Annotated in this window: 16 protein-coding genes and 1 pseudogene; 13 read left to right on the top strand and 4 right to left on the bottom strand. The window is 40.0% G+C overall.

Features of this window, described 5'->3' with window-relative positions; genetic code table 11:
- Positions 1–11 precede the first annotated feature (11 nt).
- Positions 12–887 carry an NAD(P)-dependent oxidoreductase gene (locus tag C1A47_RS04040; protein ID WP_111892669.1) on the bottom strand — a complete coding sequence of 292 codons (876 nt, stop codon included), beginning with the start codon at positions 885–887 and terminating at the stop codon, positions 12–14.
- 333 nt (positions 888–1220) lie between these two features.
- Between C1A47_RS04040 and C1A47_RS04035 the strand changes: the two genes are divergently transcribed.
- The 9 genes from C1A47_RS04035 to trpB all read left to right on the top strand — a co-directional run bounded on the left by C1A47_RS04035 (position 1221) and on the right by trpB (position 8852).
- Entirely contained in the window at positions 1221–2408 is a 1188-nt protein-coding gene (locus tag C1A47_RS04035; protein ID WP_111892667.1) for an O-succinylhomoserine sulfhydrylase, read from the top strand.
- 15 nt (positions 2409–2423) lie between these two features.
- Positions 2424–2753, top strand: a complete 330-nt coding sequence (locus C1A47_RS04030) for a YbaB/EbfC family nucleoid-associated protein (RefSeq protein ID WP_111892665.1) — start codon at positions 2424–2426, stop codon at positions 2751–2753.
- 12 nt (positions 2754–2765) lie between these two features.
- The gene (gene recR / locus C1A47_RS04025; protein WP_111892663.1) at positions 2766–3362 is read left to right on the top strand and encodes a recombination mediator RecR; all 597 of its coding nucleotides are present in this window, start codon (positions 2766–2768) and stop codon (positions 3360–3362) included.
- A gap of 263 nt (positions 3363–3625) precedes the next feature.
- Positions 3626–4768 carry a ribonuclease D gene (locus C1A47_RS04020; protein WP_111892661.1) on the top strand — a complete coding sequence of 381 codons (1143 nt, stop codon included), beginning with the start codon at positions 3626–3628 and terminating at the stop codon, positions 4766–4768.
- Positions 4769–4874: 106 nt separating this feature from the next.
- Positions 4875–5180 (top strand): YcgL domain-containing protein, encoded by a 306-nt coding sequence (locus C1A47_RS04015; protein WP_413772946.1) that lies wholly within the window; start codon positions 4875–4877, stop codon positions 5178–5180.
- A 2-nt stretch (positions 5181–5182) separates the two neighbouring features.
- Complete coding sequence (locus C1A47_RS04010; RefSeq protein WP_111892659.1) at positions 5183–5572, top strand: hypothetical protein; 390 nt, start codon at positions 5183–5185, stop codon at positions 5570–5572.
- Positions 5573–5585: 13 nt separating this feature from the next.
- Complete coding sequence (locus C1A47_RS04005; RefSeq protein WP_111892657.1) at positions 5586–6428, top strand: AAA family ATPase; 843 nt, start codon at positions 5586–5588, stop codon at positions 6426–6428.
- Positions 6429–6440: 12 nt separating this feature from the next.
- The gene (locus C1A47_RS04000; RefSeq protein ID WP_111892655.1) at positions 6441–7628 is read left to right on the top strand and encodes a vWA domain-containing protein; all 1188 of its coding nucleotides are present in this window, start codon (positions 6441–6443) and stop codon (positions 7626–7628) included.
- Between the two features lie 21 nt (positions 7629–7649).
- Positions 7650–8852, top strand: coding sequence for a tryptophan synthase subunit beta (gene trpB, locus C1A47_RS03995; RefSeq protein ID WP_413772945.1), 1203 nt, complete (start codon positions 7650–7652; stop codon positions 8850–8852).
- A gap of 142 nt (positions 8853–8994) precedes the next feature.
- Here the strand turns inward: trpB and C1A47_RS03990 are convergent.
- From C1A47_RS03990 to C1A47_RS03980, 3 genes and pseudogenes are all read right to left on the bottom strand, one after another.
- A pseudogene (locus C1A47_RS03990) lies at positions 8995–9417 on the bottom strand (CBS domain-containing protein); the annotation flags it as partial.
- Between the two features lie 103 nt (positions 9418–9520).
- On the bottom strand, positions 9521–9952 hold the full coding sequence (locus tag C1A47_RS03985) for a CBS domain-containing protein (RefSeq protein ID WP_111892651.1): 432 nt from the start codon (positions 9950–9952) through the stop codon (positions 9521–9523).
- Positions 9953–10108: 156 nt separating this feature from the next.
- Positions 10109–10342, bottom strand: a complete 234-nt coding sequence (locus C1A47_RS03980) for a hypothetical protein (RefSeq protein ID WP_111892649.1) — start codon at positions 10340–10342, stop codon at positions 10109–10111.
- Between the two features lie 220 nt (positions 10343–10562).
- Here C1A47_RS03980 and C1A47_RS03975 point away from each other — a divergent pair, with 220 nt between their 5' ends.
- The 4 genes from C1A47_RS03975 (at position 10563) to C1A47_RS03960 (ending at position 13293) form a co-directional block, all read left to right on the top strand.
- Positions 10563–10925 carry a hypothetical protein gene (locus C1A47_RS03975; RefSeq protein WP_111892647.1) on the top strand — a complete coding sequence of 121 codons (363 nt, stop codon included), beginning with the start codon at positions 10563–10565 and terminating at the stop codon, positions 10923–10925.
- A 92-nt stretch (positions 10926–11017) separates the two neighbouring features.
- Positions 11018–11353, top strand: a complete 336-nt coding sequence (locus C1A47_RS03970; RefSeq protein WP_111892645.1) for a hypothetical protein — start codon at positions 11018–11020, stop codon at positions 11351–11353.
- A gap of 77 nt (positions 11354–11430) precedes the next feature.
- On the top strand, positions 11431–12543 hold the full coding sequence (gene ftsY / locus C1A47_RS03965) for a signal recognition particle-docking protein FtsY (protein ID WP_111892643.1): 1113 nt from the start codon (positions 11431–11433) through the stop codon (positions 12541–12543).
- A gap of 156 nt (positions 12544–12699) precedes the next feature.
- Complete coding sequence (locus tag C1A47_RS03960) at positions 12700–13293, top strand: nitroreductase family protein (RefSeq protein ID WP_111892641.1); 594 nt, start codon at positions 12700–12702, stop codon at positions 13291–13293.
- The last annotated feature ends 12 nt before the right edge of the window (positions 13294–13305 follow it).

Raw genomic sequence — 13305 nt, 5'->3', positions numbered from 1 at the left:
ATGTCTAAAGATTACTCAATTGTAATCTGACTCCAAGATTCATACATTTTTGCTACGGTCGAGAAGTCACTGTCGGCATCGACCAGTGCATTCGCTGCTTGGATTAGATTTTGAGAAAGACCAATTACAGGTGCAGCAAGTTTTGCTTCACGGACTAGATCCGCCGCGATTCCTGTATCTTTTGCCAGTAAAGGCAAAGCAAAAGTCAGTGGGAAACTGCGGTTGAAAATTCGATTTGGTAAAATGCTACTAGTGACTGTACTTTGACCACTTGAGGCATTAATACATTCAAAAGCTTCTGCAAGATTGACACCGTGGGCTTTGAGTGTTGTTGCACCTTCACAAGCAGCGCATAGATGTACCGCCATTAACATATTGTTGACGGCCTTAACCGCAAAGCCAGCACCTGATTCTCCAACATGCTTAATCAATTTTCCTACAGCTTGCATGGCAGGTAAGGCACGTTCAAAAGCTGCTGAATCGCCACCGACCATTACGGTTAATGTTGCATTTTCAGCACCAATGGTTTGTCCACTGACAGGTGCATCTAAATAATCTACACCTTGTGCTTTTAAAAGTTCAGCAAGCTTTTGTGCGCTAGCGGGAACACCGCTTGTGCAGTCGACCCAGATTGCCCCTGATTTGATTGTTACAGTTGCAATCAGGTTTTCAACATCTTGGCTCGTTGGTAAGCAGGAGAAAATAATATCAGCTTGTACAGCCTGTTCTAAAGAAACCGCTTGTGTTGCATATTCTTGGGCATGTTGTTTGGCTTTTTCTTCTGTACGATTCCAAACGAAAACCTGCTCAAAGTGTTTAGGTAAATGTGCCGCCATACGGTAGCCCATAGCACCTAAACCAAGAAATGCAACAGAGGAGATGGTCATGATAAATCCTTGAAGATATGAATGGGAGCTTTAAAAGCAATCACTATGCCAACATTGGCTGACTTTAAAATAGAGATTGGTCTGTATTGGTATAACGAATTTTGATCAGATCGGCAATGTAAACAAACGCTATACTTTTGAACAAGTGTTGGAATTCTATTCAAATGATAAGCGGGATGATCGGATCGTTACACATACAGATTTTGTAATAGCTCAAAAAATGCATACAGATCGTCCTAACATGAAATATTTTACCTTGACCGATTGGCTATAAGGCGCTCAAAATGTTGGCAGTTTTGATTCAATGCATAGCGTTATATAAGAGTAGAGCTCATGAGCCAGCACGACGATACCCAATACCAACTTGATACTTTAGCCATTCGTACCGGACACACTCGCAGTTTTGAAGGAGAGCATGGTGAACCGATTTTCCTGACTTCATCTTTTGTGTATGCCAACGCTGCTGAAGCTGCCGCAAAATTTTCAGGAAAAGAGCCAGGTAATATCTACTCACGTTTTACCAACCCCACAGTTGCCATGTTTGAAAAACGTTTGGCAGCTTTAGATGGCGCAGAACGTGCAGTCGCAACAGGCTCAGGTATGGGTGCAATTTTGGCGATTGCGATGGCGTACTTAAAAGCAGGTGATCATGTCATTTGCTCGCGTGCTGTCTTTGGTTCGACGGTCAGCTTGTTTGAAAAATATATTGGTAAATTTGGCGTTGCTGTCGATTTTGTTGATTTGACCAATTTGCAAGCATGGCAAGATGCCATTCGCCCAGAAACTAAATTATTCTTTGTTGAATCTCCATCAAACCCGTTGGCTGAAATTGCAGATATTCAGGCATTGTCTGATTTGGCACACGCACATGGTGCTTTATTAGCCATCGATAACAGTTTCTGTACACCAGCATTGCAACAGCCAATTAAATTTGGTGCTGACCTTGTGATTTACTCAGCAACCAAATATATCGATGGTCAGGGACGTGCCTTAGGTGGAGCGGTTGTGGGTAAGCATCAACTGCTTGAAGAAGTTTTTGGTGTGGTGCGTACACTTGGCCCATCAATGAGCCCATTCAACGCTTGGGTGTTCTTAAAAGGTCTGGAAACTTTACGTTTGCGTATGAATGCACACTGTGAAGGTGCACAAAAATTGGCGGAATGGCTCAATCAGCATGACAAAGTTGAAAAAGTTTACTACGCGGGTTTACCTGAACATGTCGGACATGAATTGGCTGCCAAACAGCAATCAGGTTTTGGTGGTATTGTGTCATTTGAAGTGAAAGGTGGTCGTGAGGCTGCGTGGAAAGTGATTGATAGCACGCAATTCATTTCAATTACTGGTAACTTGGGTGATGTAAAATCAACCATTACACATCCAGCAACCACAACACACGGTAAATTGTCAGATGCAGCGAAAGCAGCAGCAGGCATTCGTGAAGGTCTGATTCGTGTATCGGTTGGTTTGGAAGATATTCATGATATTATTGCCGACCTTTCTCGTGGTCTTGATTTGATTTAATTTGGGAGTCAATTGATGAATATTAATATGCTGATGCAGCAAGCCCAGCGCATGCAAAAAGATATGGAAAGCAATATTAAAAAAGCCAAAGAAGAGCTAGCGCAAACTGAAGTGCATGCTGAAGCGGGTGGTGGTCTTGTGAAAGTGACCATGACTTGCCGTCATGTAGTCAAACGTATCGAAATCAATCCAGAGTTGTTACAAGACGATGCGGATATGATTGAAGATTTGATCGCAGCAGCAATGAACGATGCAGCACGTCAAGCAGAAGCAATTTCAGAAGAAAAAATGAAAGCTGCAAATGCGGGTACAGGCTTGCCACCAGGCTTATCTGGTTTGTTCTAAGGTCATCATTCGGTGTTTAGTCCACGTTTTGAACAGCTTGTTCAGGCATTACGCACCTTGCCAAGTGTTGGGCCGAAGTCGGCTCAGCGCATGGCGTTGCATCTTGTCATGAAGAACCGTGAAGGTGCTTTTCAACTTGCTCATGCGTTGCATGAAGCGGCAACCCACATTCAAAGTTGTCGGGTATGTCACTCATTAAGTGAAGATGAAGTTTGTGAAATTTGTACTTCGCCACGCCGTGATGACAGCGTACTTTGTGTGGTGGAATCTCCTGCAGATGTAATGGCGATTGAACAAAGCGCGAGCTTTCAAGGAAAATACTATGTCTTGGGTGGGCATTTATCTCCACTTGATGGCATTGGGCCTGAGGAAATTGGCATTCCAGCTTTGATTGAGCGCTTAAAACAGGGGCAAGTCCAAGAAGTCATTCTGGCGACCAATGCAACCATTGAAGGTCAGGCAACAGCCCATTATATTTTAGAAGCAAGCAAAAAATTAGCTGTAAAAATGACCCGAATTGCACAAGGCGTGCCACAAGGTGGCGAATTGGAATATGTCGATAGCCATACTTTAAGCCAAGCACTTCATCATCGGATGCAGTTGAAATAATCTGAATGACCATTCAAAAAAATCATTTTGAGTGGTTTTTAATCTGTAAGTTCAGATTTAGATATTTTAAACAAATAAAAAGCATAAAAACTCGAGAAAATCCCTTTCTTTGTGCAGTTAAAAATATAACAATACCCATGAAGTTTTAAATTGTTGACAATTCTAGCAATCGACAGCGTTTAGGTTCATCCAGTAAGATAACCCAAAGTTGGTGTTAATAATTTTCTCGTCCTTCGGTTGCGCATAGAGCATTTTGCAAAAACATGTATCATTTTATTCAGGATCAACCAGAACTCGACATGGTCTTGGCCGCCATGGAAGAAAGTGCAATTTATGCACTTGATAGCGAATTTATCAAGGTTGATACGTTGTGGCCAAAATTAGGCGTTTTTCAAATCAATGTCTCTGAGCAAACCTATTTACTGGATGGTGTAAGTTTAGATTTAGACCGATTTTGGAAAAAACTGTCCGAAGCACAGCAAAATATCTTCCATGCATGTGGTGAGGACATTGATTTAATTTACCATTATGCGCAAGTCCGCCAGTTGAATAATGTCTTTGATACCCAAGTTGCAATGTCCTTTCTTGGGCATGGTTTGCAAGTTAGCTATCAAAATACCCTCAAGCAAATCATGGATATTGAGATTGAAAAAGACCAAACCCGTTCGGATTGGCTGGCTCGACCTTTATCTGACAAACAACTGTGCTATGCGGCAAATGATGTCATTTATTTAAATCAGTTGGCTGACAAGCTAAAGCAACAGCTTAAAGAAAAAGGGTTGTTGGAGTTTGTACTTGAAGATTGTCAACACTTAACTGAGGAAATTGCACAGCAAACACCGACAGCTTTGTTATATACAGATGTGGGGAATTATCGGCATTCGCGTCGTCAGCTTATGCAGTTACAGCAGCTTAGTATTTGGCGTGAGCAATTCGCAAAGAGTCTCAATATTCCGCGTAGCTTCTTGCTTAAAAATGCAACGATGATCGACTTGGTTGAGAAAAATCCACGCAATCATTTTCAGCTTTCTAATATTAAAAACATTCGCCCGAACGTGATTCGTGAGTACGGCAAGCTGATTTTAGATTTATTAAAATATTTACCTGAAAAGGAATTTTGGCCTGCCAGTATTCCTCGTCCAGTCAAACATGTCTCTAAACCTGTGGCAGAACAGGTCGATGCCATGATTGATCAGGTTGTTGAACAAACAGGCATTCCACATGCCGTGCTGATGCGTAAAAAATGGATCAACGAGTTGTATCAATACATTGTAATGCCACAAAAAACACAAAAATTATCTAATTATTTAATGGGTTGGCGTTATGAAATACTCACGCAGCCATTGCTTGAGATTTTGCAGCAGGATCAGGAAAATCTTGCTTTGCAGATGAAAGTTCGCCAATAATCCGCAATTCCTATACAATATTTCCTGACAATTGCATTGATCATGGTTGATGCAAGACGTCGGGATTTTTTATATCGTTATTTTTGTATGATAAGAGTGCTGGTTTATGGTTGTGCATTGTGATATTTATCGCTCAAGCAAGAAAGATGAAATGTATTTGTATGTTGCCCGTCAAAATGCAGAGCAGTCGCAAGAAGATCCATTTGCAGATGTGCCAGAAATGTTGCGTACAGCATTTGGACGCGCCACATTTGTCATGCATCTTGAGTTGACTGAAACACGTAAGTTGGCGCGTGCCAATGTGTTACATGTGATGGATTCGCTACAAACTAAAGGTTTCTTTATTCAAGTTCCTCCTGAAGGTCTGATTAATCCAGATGCGGTTGCACCTGAAGGATTACGAGGAGCTTAATCATGGATACAAGCGTATTGCATCAATTCACGACACTACTGGATGCAGTTCCTGAGAATATTGTTGCAATCAGTGTTTATGTCATTGGTGCAATTCTTGTATTGTTATTATGGTATTTCATGACCAAACCCTATCCAAAGTTCTGTGCAATCTCAACATGGATAGTGTTTGCCTTTATGGTAACGCCGAACATTTCAGAAGGCACGAATGCTGGTATTGCTCCCGCAATTTTTGGTGTGCTATTTGGAATACTCACCCATGAAAAAAATTTGATCTGGGTTAATCTAGGGACAATCTTATTTGTCGTTGGTTTAGGTGGGATAGTTGGTTTCTTCTGGCTGAAATTTTTGCAAAATAAATCTCGACAGGCAAAAAATACAGCGCCACTGTAGTGAGTGAAAGCTTATGGTTGACAAAGCAGTAGTGAAGTTTCAGGGCACATCTCAATATATTGCAACTGAAGGACTTAAACTGGCAGTCAATGCTGCTTGCACTTTGGAAAAACCATTACTTGTCAAAGGCGAACCAGGTACAGGCAAAACCTTGCTTGCAGAACAAGTGGCTGCAAGTATGGACTTAAAGCTGATCACTTGGCATATTAAGTCGACCACCAAAGCGCAACAGGGTTTATATGAATACGATGCGGTGTCACGTTTGCGAGATAGCCAGTTAGGTGATGATCGTGTCTATGATATTCAAAATTATATTAAGCCAGGGAAGTTGTGGGAGGCATTTACCAGTCCTGAGCGCTGTGTTTTATTGATTGATGAAATCGACAAGGCAGACATCGAGTTTCCAAATGACTTGCTGCATGAATTAGACAAAATGTCATTTTATATCTATGAAACCAATCAAACCATTCATGCGAAACAGCGTCCAATCGTCATTATTACCTCAAACAATGAAAAAGAACTGCCAAATGCCTTTTTGCGTCGTTGTTTTTTTCATTATATTGACTTTCCTGATGTTGCAACCATGCGACAAATTGTCGATGTGCATTTTCCACAAATTTCTCAGCAGGTTCTCAGCCAAGCATTGGAAGTATTCTATCAACTTCGGGAAATTCCAAATCTTAAAAAAGCACCTTCAACGTCTGAACTGATTGATTGGTTGGCACTGATTTTGGCTGAAGATGTATCTGAGATTCGCCTTGAACCCAACCAATTGCCACCTTTGTACGGGGCACTTCTTAAAAATGAACAGGACGTGCAGCTTTTACAACGTCTTGCTTTAATGACACGACGTTAAAAGAGTAAAGTCATGTTTGTGCGTCTATTTTATACTTTAAGAAAATATGGCGTTCCAGTGACGACCCAAGAATTGCTTGATTTAAACCGAGCCATTGAGCAGCAATTAGTCTTTGCCGATGCTGAACAGTTTTATATGCTGGTTCGTATGCTCATGGTGAAGGACGAACGTTACTTCGATAAATTTGATCTGGCATTTAAAGCTTATTTGGATGCAGTAGAACCCCTTTCCCAAGAAGATATCCTAAATAAATTACAGCAGCTTCCTAAAGAGTGGTTTGATTTAGAGTTGCTTGAAAAGAATTTGACTGAGCAACAACGTGCAGAGTTGCAACAAGCCCATTCACTCGCAGAATTATTACAACAGCTCGAACAACGCCTGAAAGAACAGCATAAGAAGCATCAGGGCGGCAATAAAATGATTGGTACGGGAGGTACATCACCTTTTGGTGCATATGGTGATCATCCCGCAGGCGTTCGCATTGGTGGGCCAAGTCGCAAGCGTTCTGCGGTGAAAGTCTGGGAACAACGTCAATATAAAAACCTTGATGATGAACAGCATTTGACTTCACGACAAATGCAATTAGCGCTGCGCTATTTACGTCGTTTTGCGCGACAAGGTATCGCACAAGAACTTGATATTCATGCCACCATTCAAGCAACTGCTAAACAGGGCATACTGGATGTTCAGCTTGTTCCTGAACGTCGTAATGGTGTCAAAGTCCTGATGTTGTTTGATGTTGGTGGTTCTATGGATGGTTATATTCAACAATGTGAAGCCTTATTTAGTGCTGCAAAAACAGAATTTAAGCATCTTGACTATTTTTACTTTCATAACTGCATTTATGACCATGTTTGGAAAGATAATCAGCGCCGTCGTGCTAGCCAAATCTCGACATGGGATTTGCTGCACAAATACAGCTCAGACTATCGGGTAATTTTGGTTGGGGATGCAAGTATGGCACCCTACGAGCTGCAAAGTATTGGTGGCTCTGTGGAATATATGAATGATGAAACTGGTCTGGTCTGGTTACAGCGCATTCGGCAACATTTTCAAAAAACAGCATGGCTTAATCCAGAAGATCAACGATACTGGACATACACCAAGACCATCGGCTTGATTCAACAGACATTTGAACAACATATGTATCCCATGACTTTAAAAGGCATTGAGGATATGACCAAATACTTATCACGCTAACAATAAATGAAGAGGTATATCATGCAGCAATTACAGGGCTTTGCCTTACCCACACAAGATGGTTTTTTTGGGCAATATGGTGGACAGTTTATTCCACCGCATTTAAAAGCTGCGATGGATGACATTAATACCGCATACGAAAAAATTCGACATACGTCTGAATTTCAACAAGAACTTAATGATTTATTTCAGCATTATGTGGGTCGTCCGAGCCCGTTATTTTATGCGAAACGTTTGTCTGAGCAGTTGGGCGGAGCACAGATTTATTTAAAACGTGAAGATCTCAATCATACAGGTGCTCATAAAATCAATCACTGTTTAGGTGAAGCACTACTTGCAAAATACATGGGCAAAACTAAAGTGATTGCCGAAACAGGTGCAGGGCAGCATGGTGTTGCATTAGCGACAGCTTGTGCGCTGGTGGGAATTCCTTGTGAAATTCACATGGGGCAGGTGGATATTGAAAAAGAACATCCAAATGTTGTGAAAATGAAAATTTTAGGGGCTAAATTGGTTGCTGTGACTCAAGGAACAGCAACTTTAAAAGATGCTGTGGATAGTGCCTTTGAAGAATATTTAAAAGACCCTGAAAACTATATCTATGCAATTGGTTCGGTTGTTGGGCCACATCCATTTCCAAAAATGGTACGGGATTTCCAAGCGATTATTGGTGATGAAATTAAAGTTCAAAGTCAGGCGCAGTTTCAGCAGTTTCCAGATTATGTGGTCGCTTGTGTCGGCGGTGGTTCAAATGCAATTGGTGCATTTACAGCCTTTTTGAACGAAGAGGATGTCAAACTGGTTGGCGTTGAGCCAGCGGGTTATGGTTTGGACACGACTCAACATTCAGCAACATTAACTTTGGGTAAACCCAGCCAAATTCATGGTATGGCATGTTATGTTTTAGAAGATGAACAGGGACAACCTTTGCCTGTGCATTCGATTGCTTCGGGATTGGATTACCCCGGGGTAGGTCCACAGCACAGCTTTTTGAAAGATTTGGGACGAGTTGAATATACCACAGCAACAGATCAGGAATGTCTGGATGCTTTTATGACACTATCGCGTGTAGAAGGAATTGTACCTGCACTAGAAAGTTCACATGCTGTTGCATGGGCATTGCGGGAAGCCCCACATTTATCAAAAGACACAAAAATAGTGGTTAACTTGTCGGGCCGTGGCGATAAAGATGCAGATTATGTGGCACAAAAACTAGGTTTGTAAACTTCATATAGAGTGCATCAAAAAAGGCGATGTTGAACATCGCCTTTTTATGTAGATCTTTTTAGGACTCGTAAGACTGGAGTTGTTGAATCAGTTTTTGTTGATCTTGGATTGTTGCGTCAGCAAGCGCTCCGTATTGATCAATATAGCTTTCTAATTGTTGAATCAGGTCTTGCTGATCTTCAATTATGGCTTTTACTAAGTCACCGACAGCAACCATTCCAATCACTTGTTCCTGTTCTAAAACAGGTAAATGGCGCAGGTGATGATCTGTCATCAGTTTTAGACTATCTTTCACACTATGTTCAAGTGGAACCGTTAGAACATTGGCTGTCATGAGCTGATGTACTTGAACTTCTTCAGTAAGAAATTGGTATTTCAGCATTTTACGAGCACAATCGCGTTCAGACAGAATTCCAACCACACGTTCTTTCTCAGTGACAATCAAAGCCCCAATATTTTTGCTTGTCATCAAAGAAATAGCTTCAGTAACTGAAGCCGATGGTGAAATAGTGTGTACAGATGGATCAAGTTTTTTTTCAATTACATATTTAATATTTGTCATGATTTACCTAGATTTTTCGTTGTTCTAGTGCATGATTAAAATGGAATAAATAGCCTGTTTTTTCAACAAATTTAAATTTTAAATGTGTAAAAAAACATTACATTTAATGCGAAATATAATGTTGTAGCTGTTCGATCAATTCATGTTGATCTTCAATGGTTGCTTTAACTAAATCACCAATTGCAACCATGCCAACGAGTTGATCATTATCTAAAACTGGTAGGTGACGTAAGTGTCGATCAGTCATTAATTTGAGACACTCTTCGACAGTATTGTGTAAGCGTACACTAATGACGGCGGAGGTCATGAGTTCACAAACTTGAGTGCTATCTGCTGATAAGTCACGCATGATAATTTTTCGTGCACAATCTCGTTCTGAAAGAATACCGACAACTTGATTGCCTTCAGTGACAATTAATGCACCGATATCCTTGGTTGCCATCAGTGTAACTGCTTCAGTAATAGAAGCATCTGGTGCAATGGTATAAATGGTTGGATCGAGTTTTTTTTGAATCACATACGCTACGTTGGTCATATTAATACTATCCTGTGTTAATTTTTTTCTAGTTGTAGAGTTAAGATGGAATAAATCAGGATATTTTGCAAGAGATCAAAAATGAAGAAATGTATATAAACTTTTACATAGACCACGTAAAAAAGGGTAAAAAAACGCCACCTAAGTGACGTTGTTTTATGCTTTCATGGTTGCCAGCTTTTGCCAGTATTGAGCCTTTAAGCTGTCTCGTTCTACGCGAAATCCTTGAGCATATAGTTCTGCCAGGAATAATGCTGCTTTACCATGACCTGCGTGTGCTACATTTTCTAAATCTTTCACAGCATCACAAAAGTTCATTTGTGATTGAATTGTGTTGACTGCATTTGCGTACACATGCTCTAGGTCTTGTTGAGAGAATTGTTGAATCATATTTAGCTCCTTATTTTAATTATGATTACGACCGACTTATACTGAAGTCTAATTTAAATTAACACTTATAGGTTTAAGTAATATTACAATTCACGTACTAAGTCAATTTAACAATGGGGGTAATCCCCAATATTTCAAGTTTACATGATTAAACATTCAGCAGAAATGTTTTTTATTAATATAGTTATTAAAGATAAAACTATAACAAGGAGAGTTCGTCATGACAGCAACAATAATAGATGGTCTGGAGTTTGATATTCCGCTTGATCATGCACAAATTAAAGCGCTCGCAAGATTACATCGCCAGCAGTTGGGGGATGCAATTTATCATGAAGATCAGCATATTGGCGAATTGGGGATTTCTCATCGTGCTAAAATTGCAGGTTTTACACGTCAACTACAACCTGAAGAGCGACTTGCATTTTATAAAATTTATAATCATGAACTACGTCGCTTGGCAATTGATGACCCATTACACCCACCTCATGCAGAAGAAGGGGTAAATATCTTTTTATTGGTTGTCATTATGGCGATTGCGGCGGTAATTTTATATTTTGCATTTGTTCGGCATGTAACAGGTTAATCAATGGGTTCGTTTAGTTATTGTTTCGTATAAATTAAACTATTGTACTCTGAGCATGATCAACTTACACTAGATAGTCATAGAGGTTGGTCATGCTTAAATCTATAGACGTTTTTTCCACATTCAGAACCAAATTTACCTTTCAGTATTTCTCGCATTTTTTGGTGAGTTTTATTGTCTTGTTTGTATTTTCATTTGTTTATTTACTCTGTATTTGCCCAATTCAAGAGAAACAATTCCATGCCATTGCTCAATTGGCTCAGTCAGCACAATATCCTCAAACGCAACGCCTTGCCAAACACTTACTGGCCAAACAAGATTTAACACAGTGGCAGTATTTTCTGGTTGTGCGAGCCTATCAATACGAAAAAATTAAGATCACACGGTATCCTGCATTAGCTCCAGATGATACACCGCCGAGATTTTAGCCAGTGTTGGGCGGCAGAAAGTCGAAAACATGTGTTAAACTCATTCTTTTTAATGCAATGTTTTTCAAGGGATCAGCATGCAAGAACAAACACATGGGCAAAACAAATTCTTGATAGATGCAGATATTGGTGATGATGATGTCACTTTGCCAAGTTTACCTGTTGTTGATGTCCCAATTGTAGAAAAAAAAGCTGAACCAGTTGTTGATGTACAACCACAAAGTACAGCGTCAGTTTCTGAAACAGAAGACCAAGAAAAACCTAAAACAGGTTTCTTTGGTCGAATGAAAGAAGGTTTGACCAAAACCCGTAAGAACTTTACTGATGGTATGGTCAATATTTTGATCGGTGGTAAAGAAATTGACGATGAGTTGTTAGAAGAAGTTGAAGAACAGCTTCTAATTGCGGATATTGGTGTTGAAGCAACGAAAACCATTATTGCCAATTTGACCGAACGTACGGCTCGTGGTGATTTAATTTATTCTCATTCTTTATATAAAGCACTTCAAGAAGAGCTTGTGGCTTTGCTTGCTCCGCGTGTTAAACCTTTACATATTGACAGTAATAAGAATCCATACGTGATTCTTATGGTAGGTGTTAACGGTGTAGGTAAAACGACAACGATTGGTAAGTTAGCAAAACGTTTGCAAGGCGAAGGTAAAAAAGTCATGTTGGCTGCAGGTGATACATTCCGTGCTGCGGCAACTGAACAATTACAAATTTGGGGTGAGCGTAATAATATTGCCGTGGTTGCTCAAGGTCATGGTGCAGATAGCGCTTCTGTGATTTTTGATGCATTTGAAAGTGCGCGTGCAAAAGGTGTGGATGTTCTGATTGCAGATACTGCAGGCCGCTTGCATAACAAAAGCAACTTGATGGAAGAGTTGAAAAAAGTTAAACGTGTCATGCAAAAAATTGATGCGACTGCACCTCATGAAATTATGCTGGTGGTTGATGCAGGGACTGGTCAAAATGCAATTAATCAAGTGCAGGAATTCGATCAGGCTGTCGGGTTGACAGGTATTACGATTACTAAGTTAGATGGTACAGCAAAAGGTGGTGTACTTTTCAATATCGCAAGTCGTACGCATGTGCCTATTCGTTTTATTGGTGTAGGTGAGAAAATTGATGATTTACGTCCATTTTCTGCTAAATCATTTGTTGCTGCATTATTTGAAACTGATAAGTAAATTTGAAATTTTATGGGCAGCATCTCCTGATGCTGCCCATTTTTATTCTAAAAATAGGACACTGTGTTTAGATAAACCTGCTTTTATTACGAATATAAAACATTAAAATTAAAGCTATTACAAATTACTGAAATCGTAATAATCAGGAGTTGCAAAATGTCTTTTATTGAGAAAATTGAAAATCGCCGTACAATTTATACGATTGGTAATCAAGTTGCATTATCTAATAATGAAATTGAAGCGTTAATTAAGAAAACGATCCGCCTTAGCCCATCATCATTTAATTCTCAATCTTCTCGTGCTGTGATTCTGTTTGATGCATCACACGTGAAATTTTGGGAAATTGTGCGTGAAACTTTACGCAAACTTGTTCCAGAATCTGCATTTGAAGCAACTAATAATAAAATTAATAGCTTTGCAGCAGGTAAAGGCACAGTATTGTTTTATGAAGATCAAGACGTAATTGAAGGTTTACAAGCGCAATTTGCAGCTTATGCAGACAACTTCCCAGTTTGGTCTGAGCATTCTTCTGCAATTGCACAGTTTGCTGTTTGGACAGCATTGGCTGAACATGGTGTAGGTGCATCACTACAGCACTACAATCCGATTGTAGATGCTGAAACTGCTGAGACTTTTGCTATTCCTGCGAGCTGGAAACTTCGTGCTCAACTCGTATTTGGTTCAATTGAAGCACCAGCTGGCGAAAAAACTTTTATGGATGATGAAGCACGTTTCAAAACTTTCCACTAAATTTGATGTAAT

Source organism: Acinetobacter sp. MB5 (assembly GCF_003261585.1).
Taxonomy (GTDB): Bacteria; Pseudomonadota; Gammaproteobacteria; order Pseudomonadales; family Moraxellaceae; genus Acinetobacter.
This window is presented reverse-complemented; position numbering and strand designations above follow the sequence as displayed.

What these genes read in the sequence shown, in the direction of transcription:
- C1A47_RS04020 (WP_111892661.1), top strand. Translation starts at nt 3,626, where the DNA reads ATGTATCATTTTATTCAGGATCAACCAGAACTCGACATGGTCTTGGCC.
- trpB (WP_413772945.1), top strand. Translation starts at nt 7,650, where the DNA reads ATGCAGCAATTACAGGGCTTTGCCTTACCCACACAAGATGGTTTTTTT.
- C1A47_RS03970 (WP_111892645.1), top strand. Translation starts at nt 11,018, where the DNA reads ATGCTTAAATCTATAGACGTTTTTTCCACATTCAGAACCAAATTTACC.
- C1A47_RS04030 (WP_111892665.1), top strand. Translation starts at nt 2,424, where the DNA reads ATGAATATTAATATGCTGATGCAGCAAGCCCAGCGCATGCAAAAAGAT.
- C1A47_RS04035 (WP_111892667.1), top strand. Translation starts at nt 1,221, where the DNA reads ATGAGCCAGCACGACGATACCCAATACCAACTTGATACTTTAGCCATT.
- C1A47_RS03980 (WP_111892649.1), bottom strand. Translation starts at nt 10,342, where the DNA reads ATGATTCAACAATTCTCTCAACAAGACCTAGAGCATGTGTACGCAAAT.
- C1A47_RS04005 (WP_111892657.1), top strand. Translation starts at nt 5,586, where the DNA reads ATGGTTGACAAAGCAGTAGTGAAGTTTCAGGGCACATCTCAATATATT.
- ftsY (WP_111892643.1), top strand. Translation starts at nt 11,431, where the DNA reads ATGCAAGAACAAACACATGGGCAAAACAAATTCTTGATAGATGCAGAT.
- C1A47_RS03975 (WP_111892647.1), top strand. Translation starts at nt 10,563, where the DNA reads ATGACAGCAACAATAATAGATGGTCTGGAGTTTGATATTCCGCTTGAT.
- C1A47_RS04010 (WP_111892659.1), top strand. Translation starts at nt 5,183, where the DNA reads ATGGATACAAGCGTATTGCATCAATTCACGACACTACTGGATGCAGTT.
- C1A47_RS04015 (WP_413772946.1), top strand. Translation starts at nt 4,875, where the DNA reads ATGGTTGTGCATTGTGATATTTATCGCTCAAGCAAGAAAGATGAAATG.
- C1A47_RS04000 (WP_111892655.1), top strand. Translation starts at nt 6,441, where the DNA reads ATGTTTGTGCGTCTATTTTATACTTTAAGAAAATATGGCGTTCCAGTG.
- C1A47_RS04040 (WP_111892669.1), bottom strand. Translation starts at nt 887, where the DNA reads ATGACCATCTCCTCTGTTGCATTTCTTGGTTTAGGTGCTATGGGCTAC.
- C1A47_RS03960 (WP_111892641.1), top strand. Translation starts at nt 12,700, where the DNA reads ATGTCTTTTATTGAGAAAATTGAAAATCGCCGTACAATTTATACGATT.
- C1A47_RS03985 (WP_111892651.1), bottom strand. Translation starts at nt 9,952, where the DNA reads ATGACCAACGTAGCGTATGTGATTCAAAAAAAACTCGATCCAACCATT.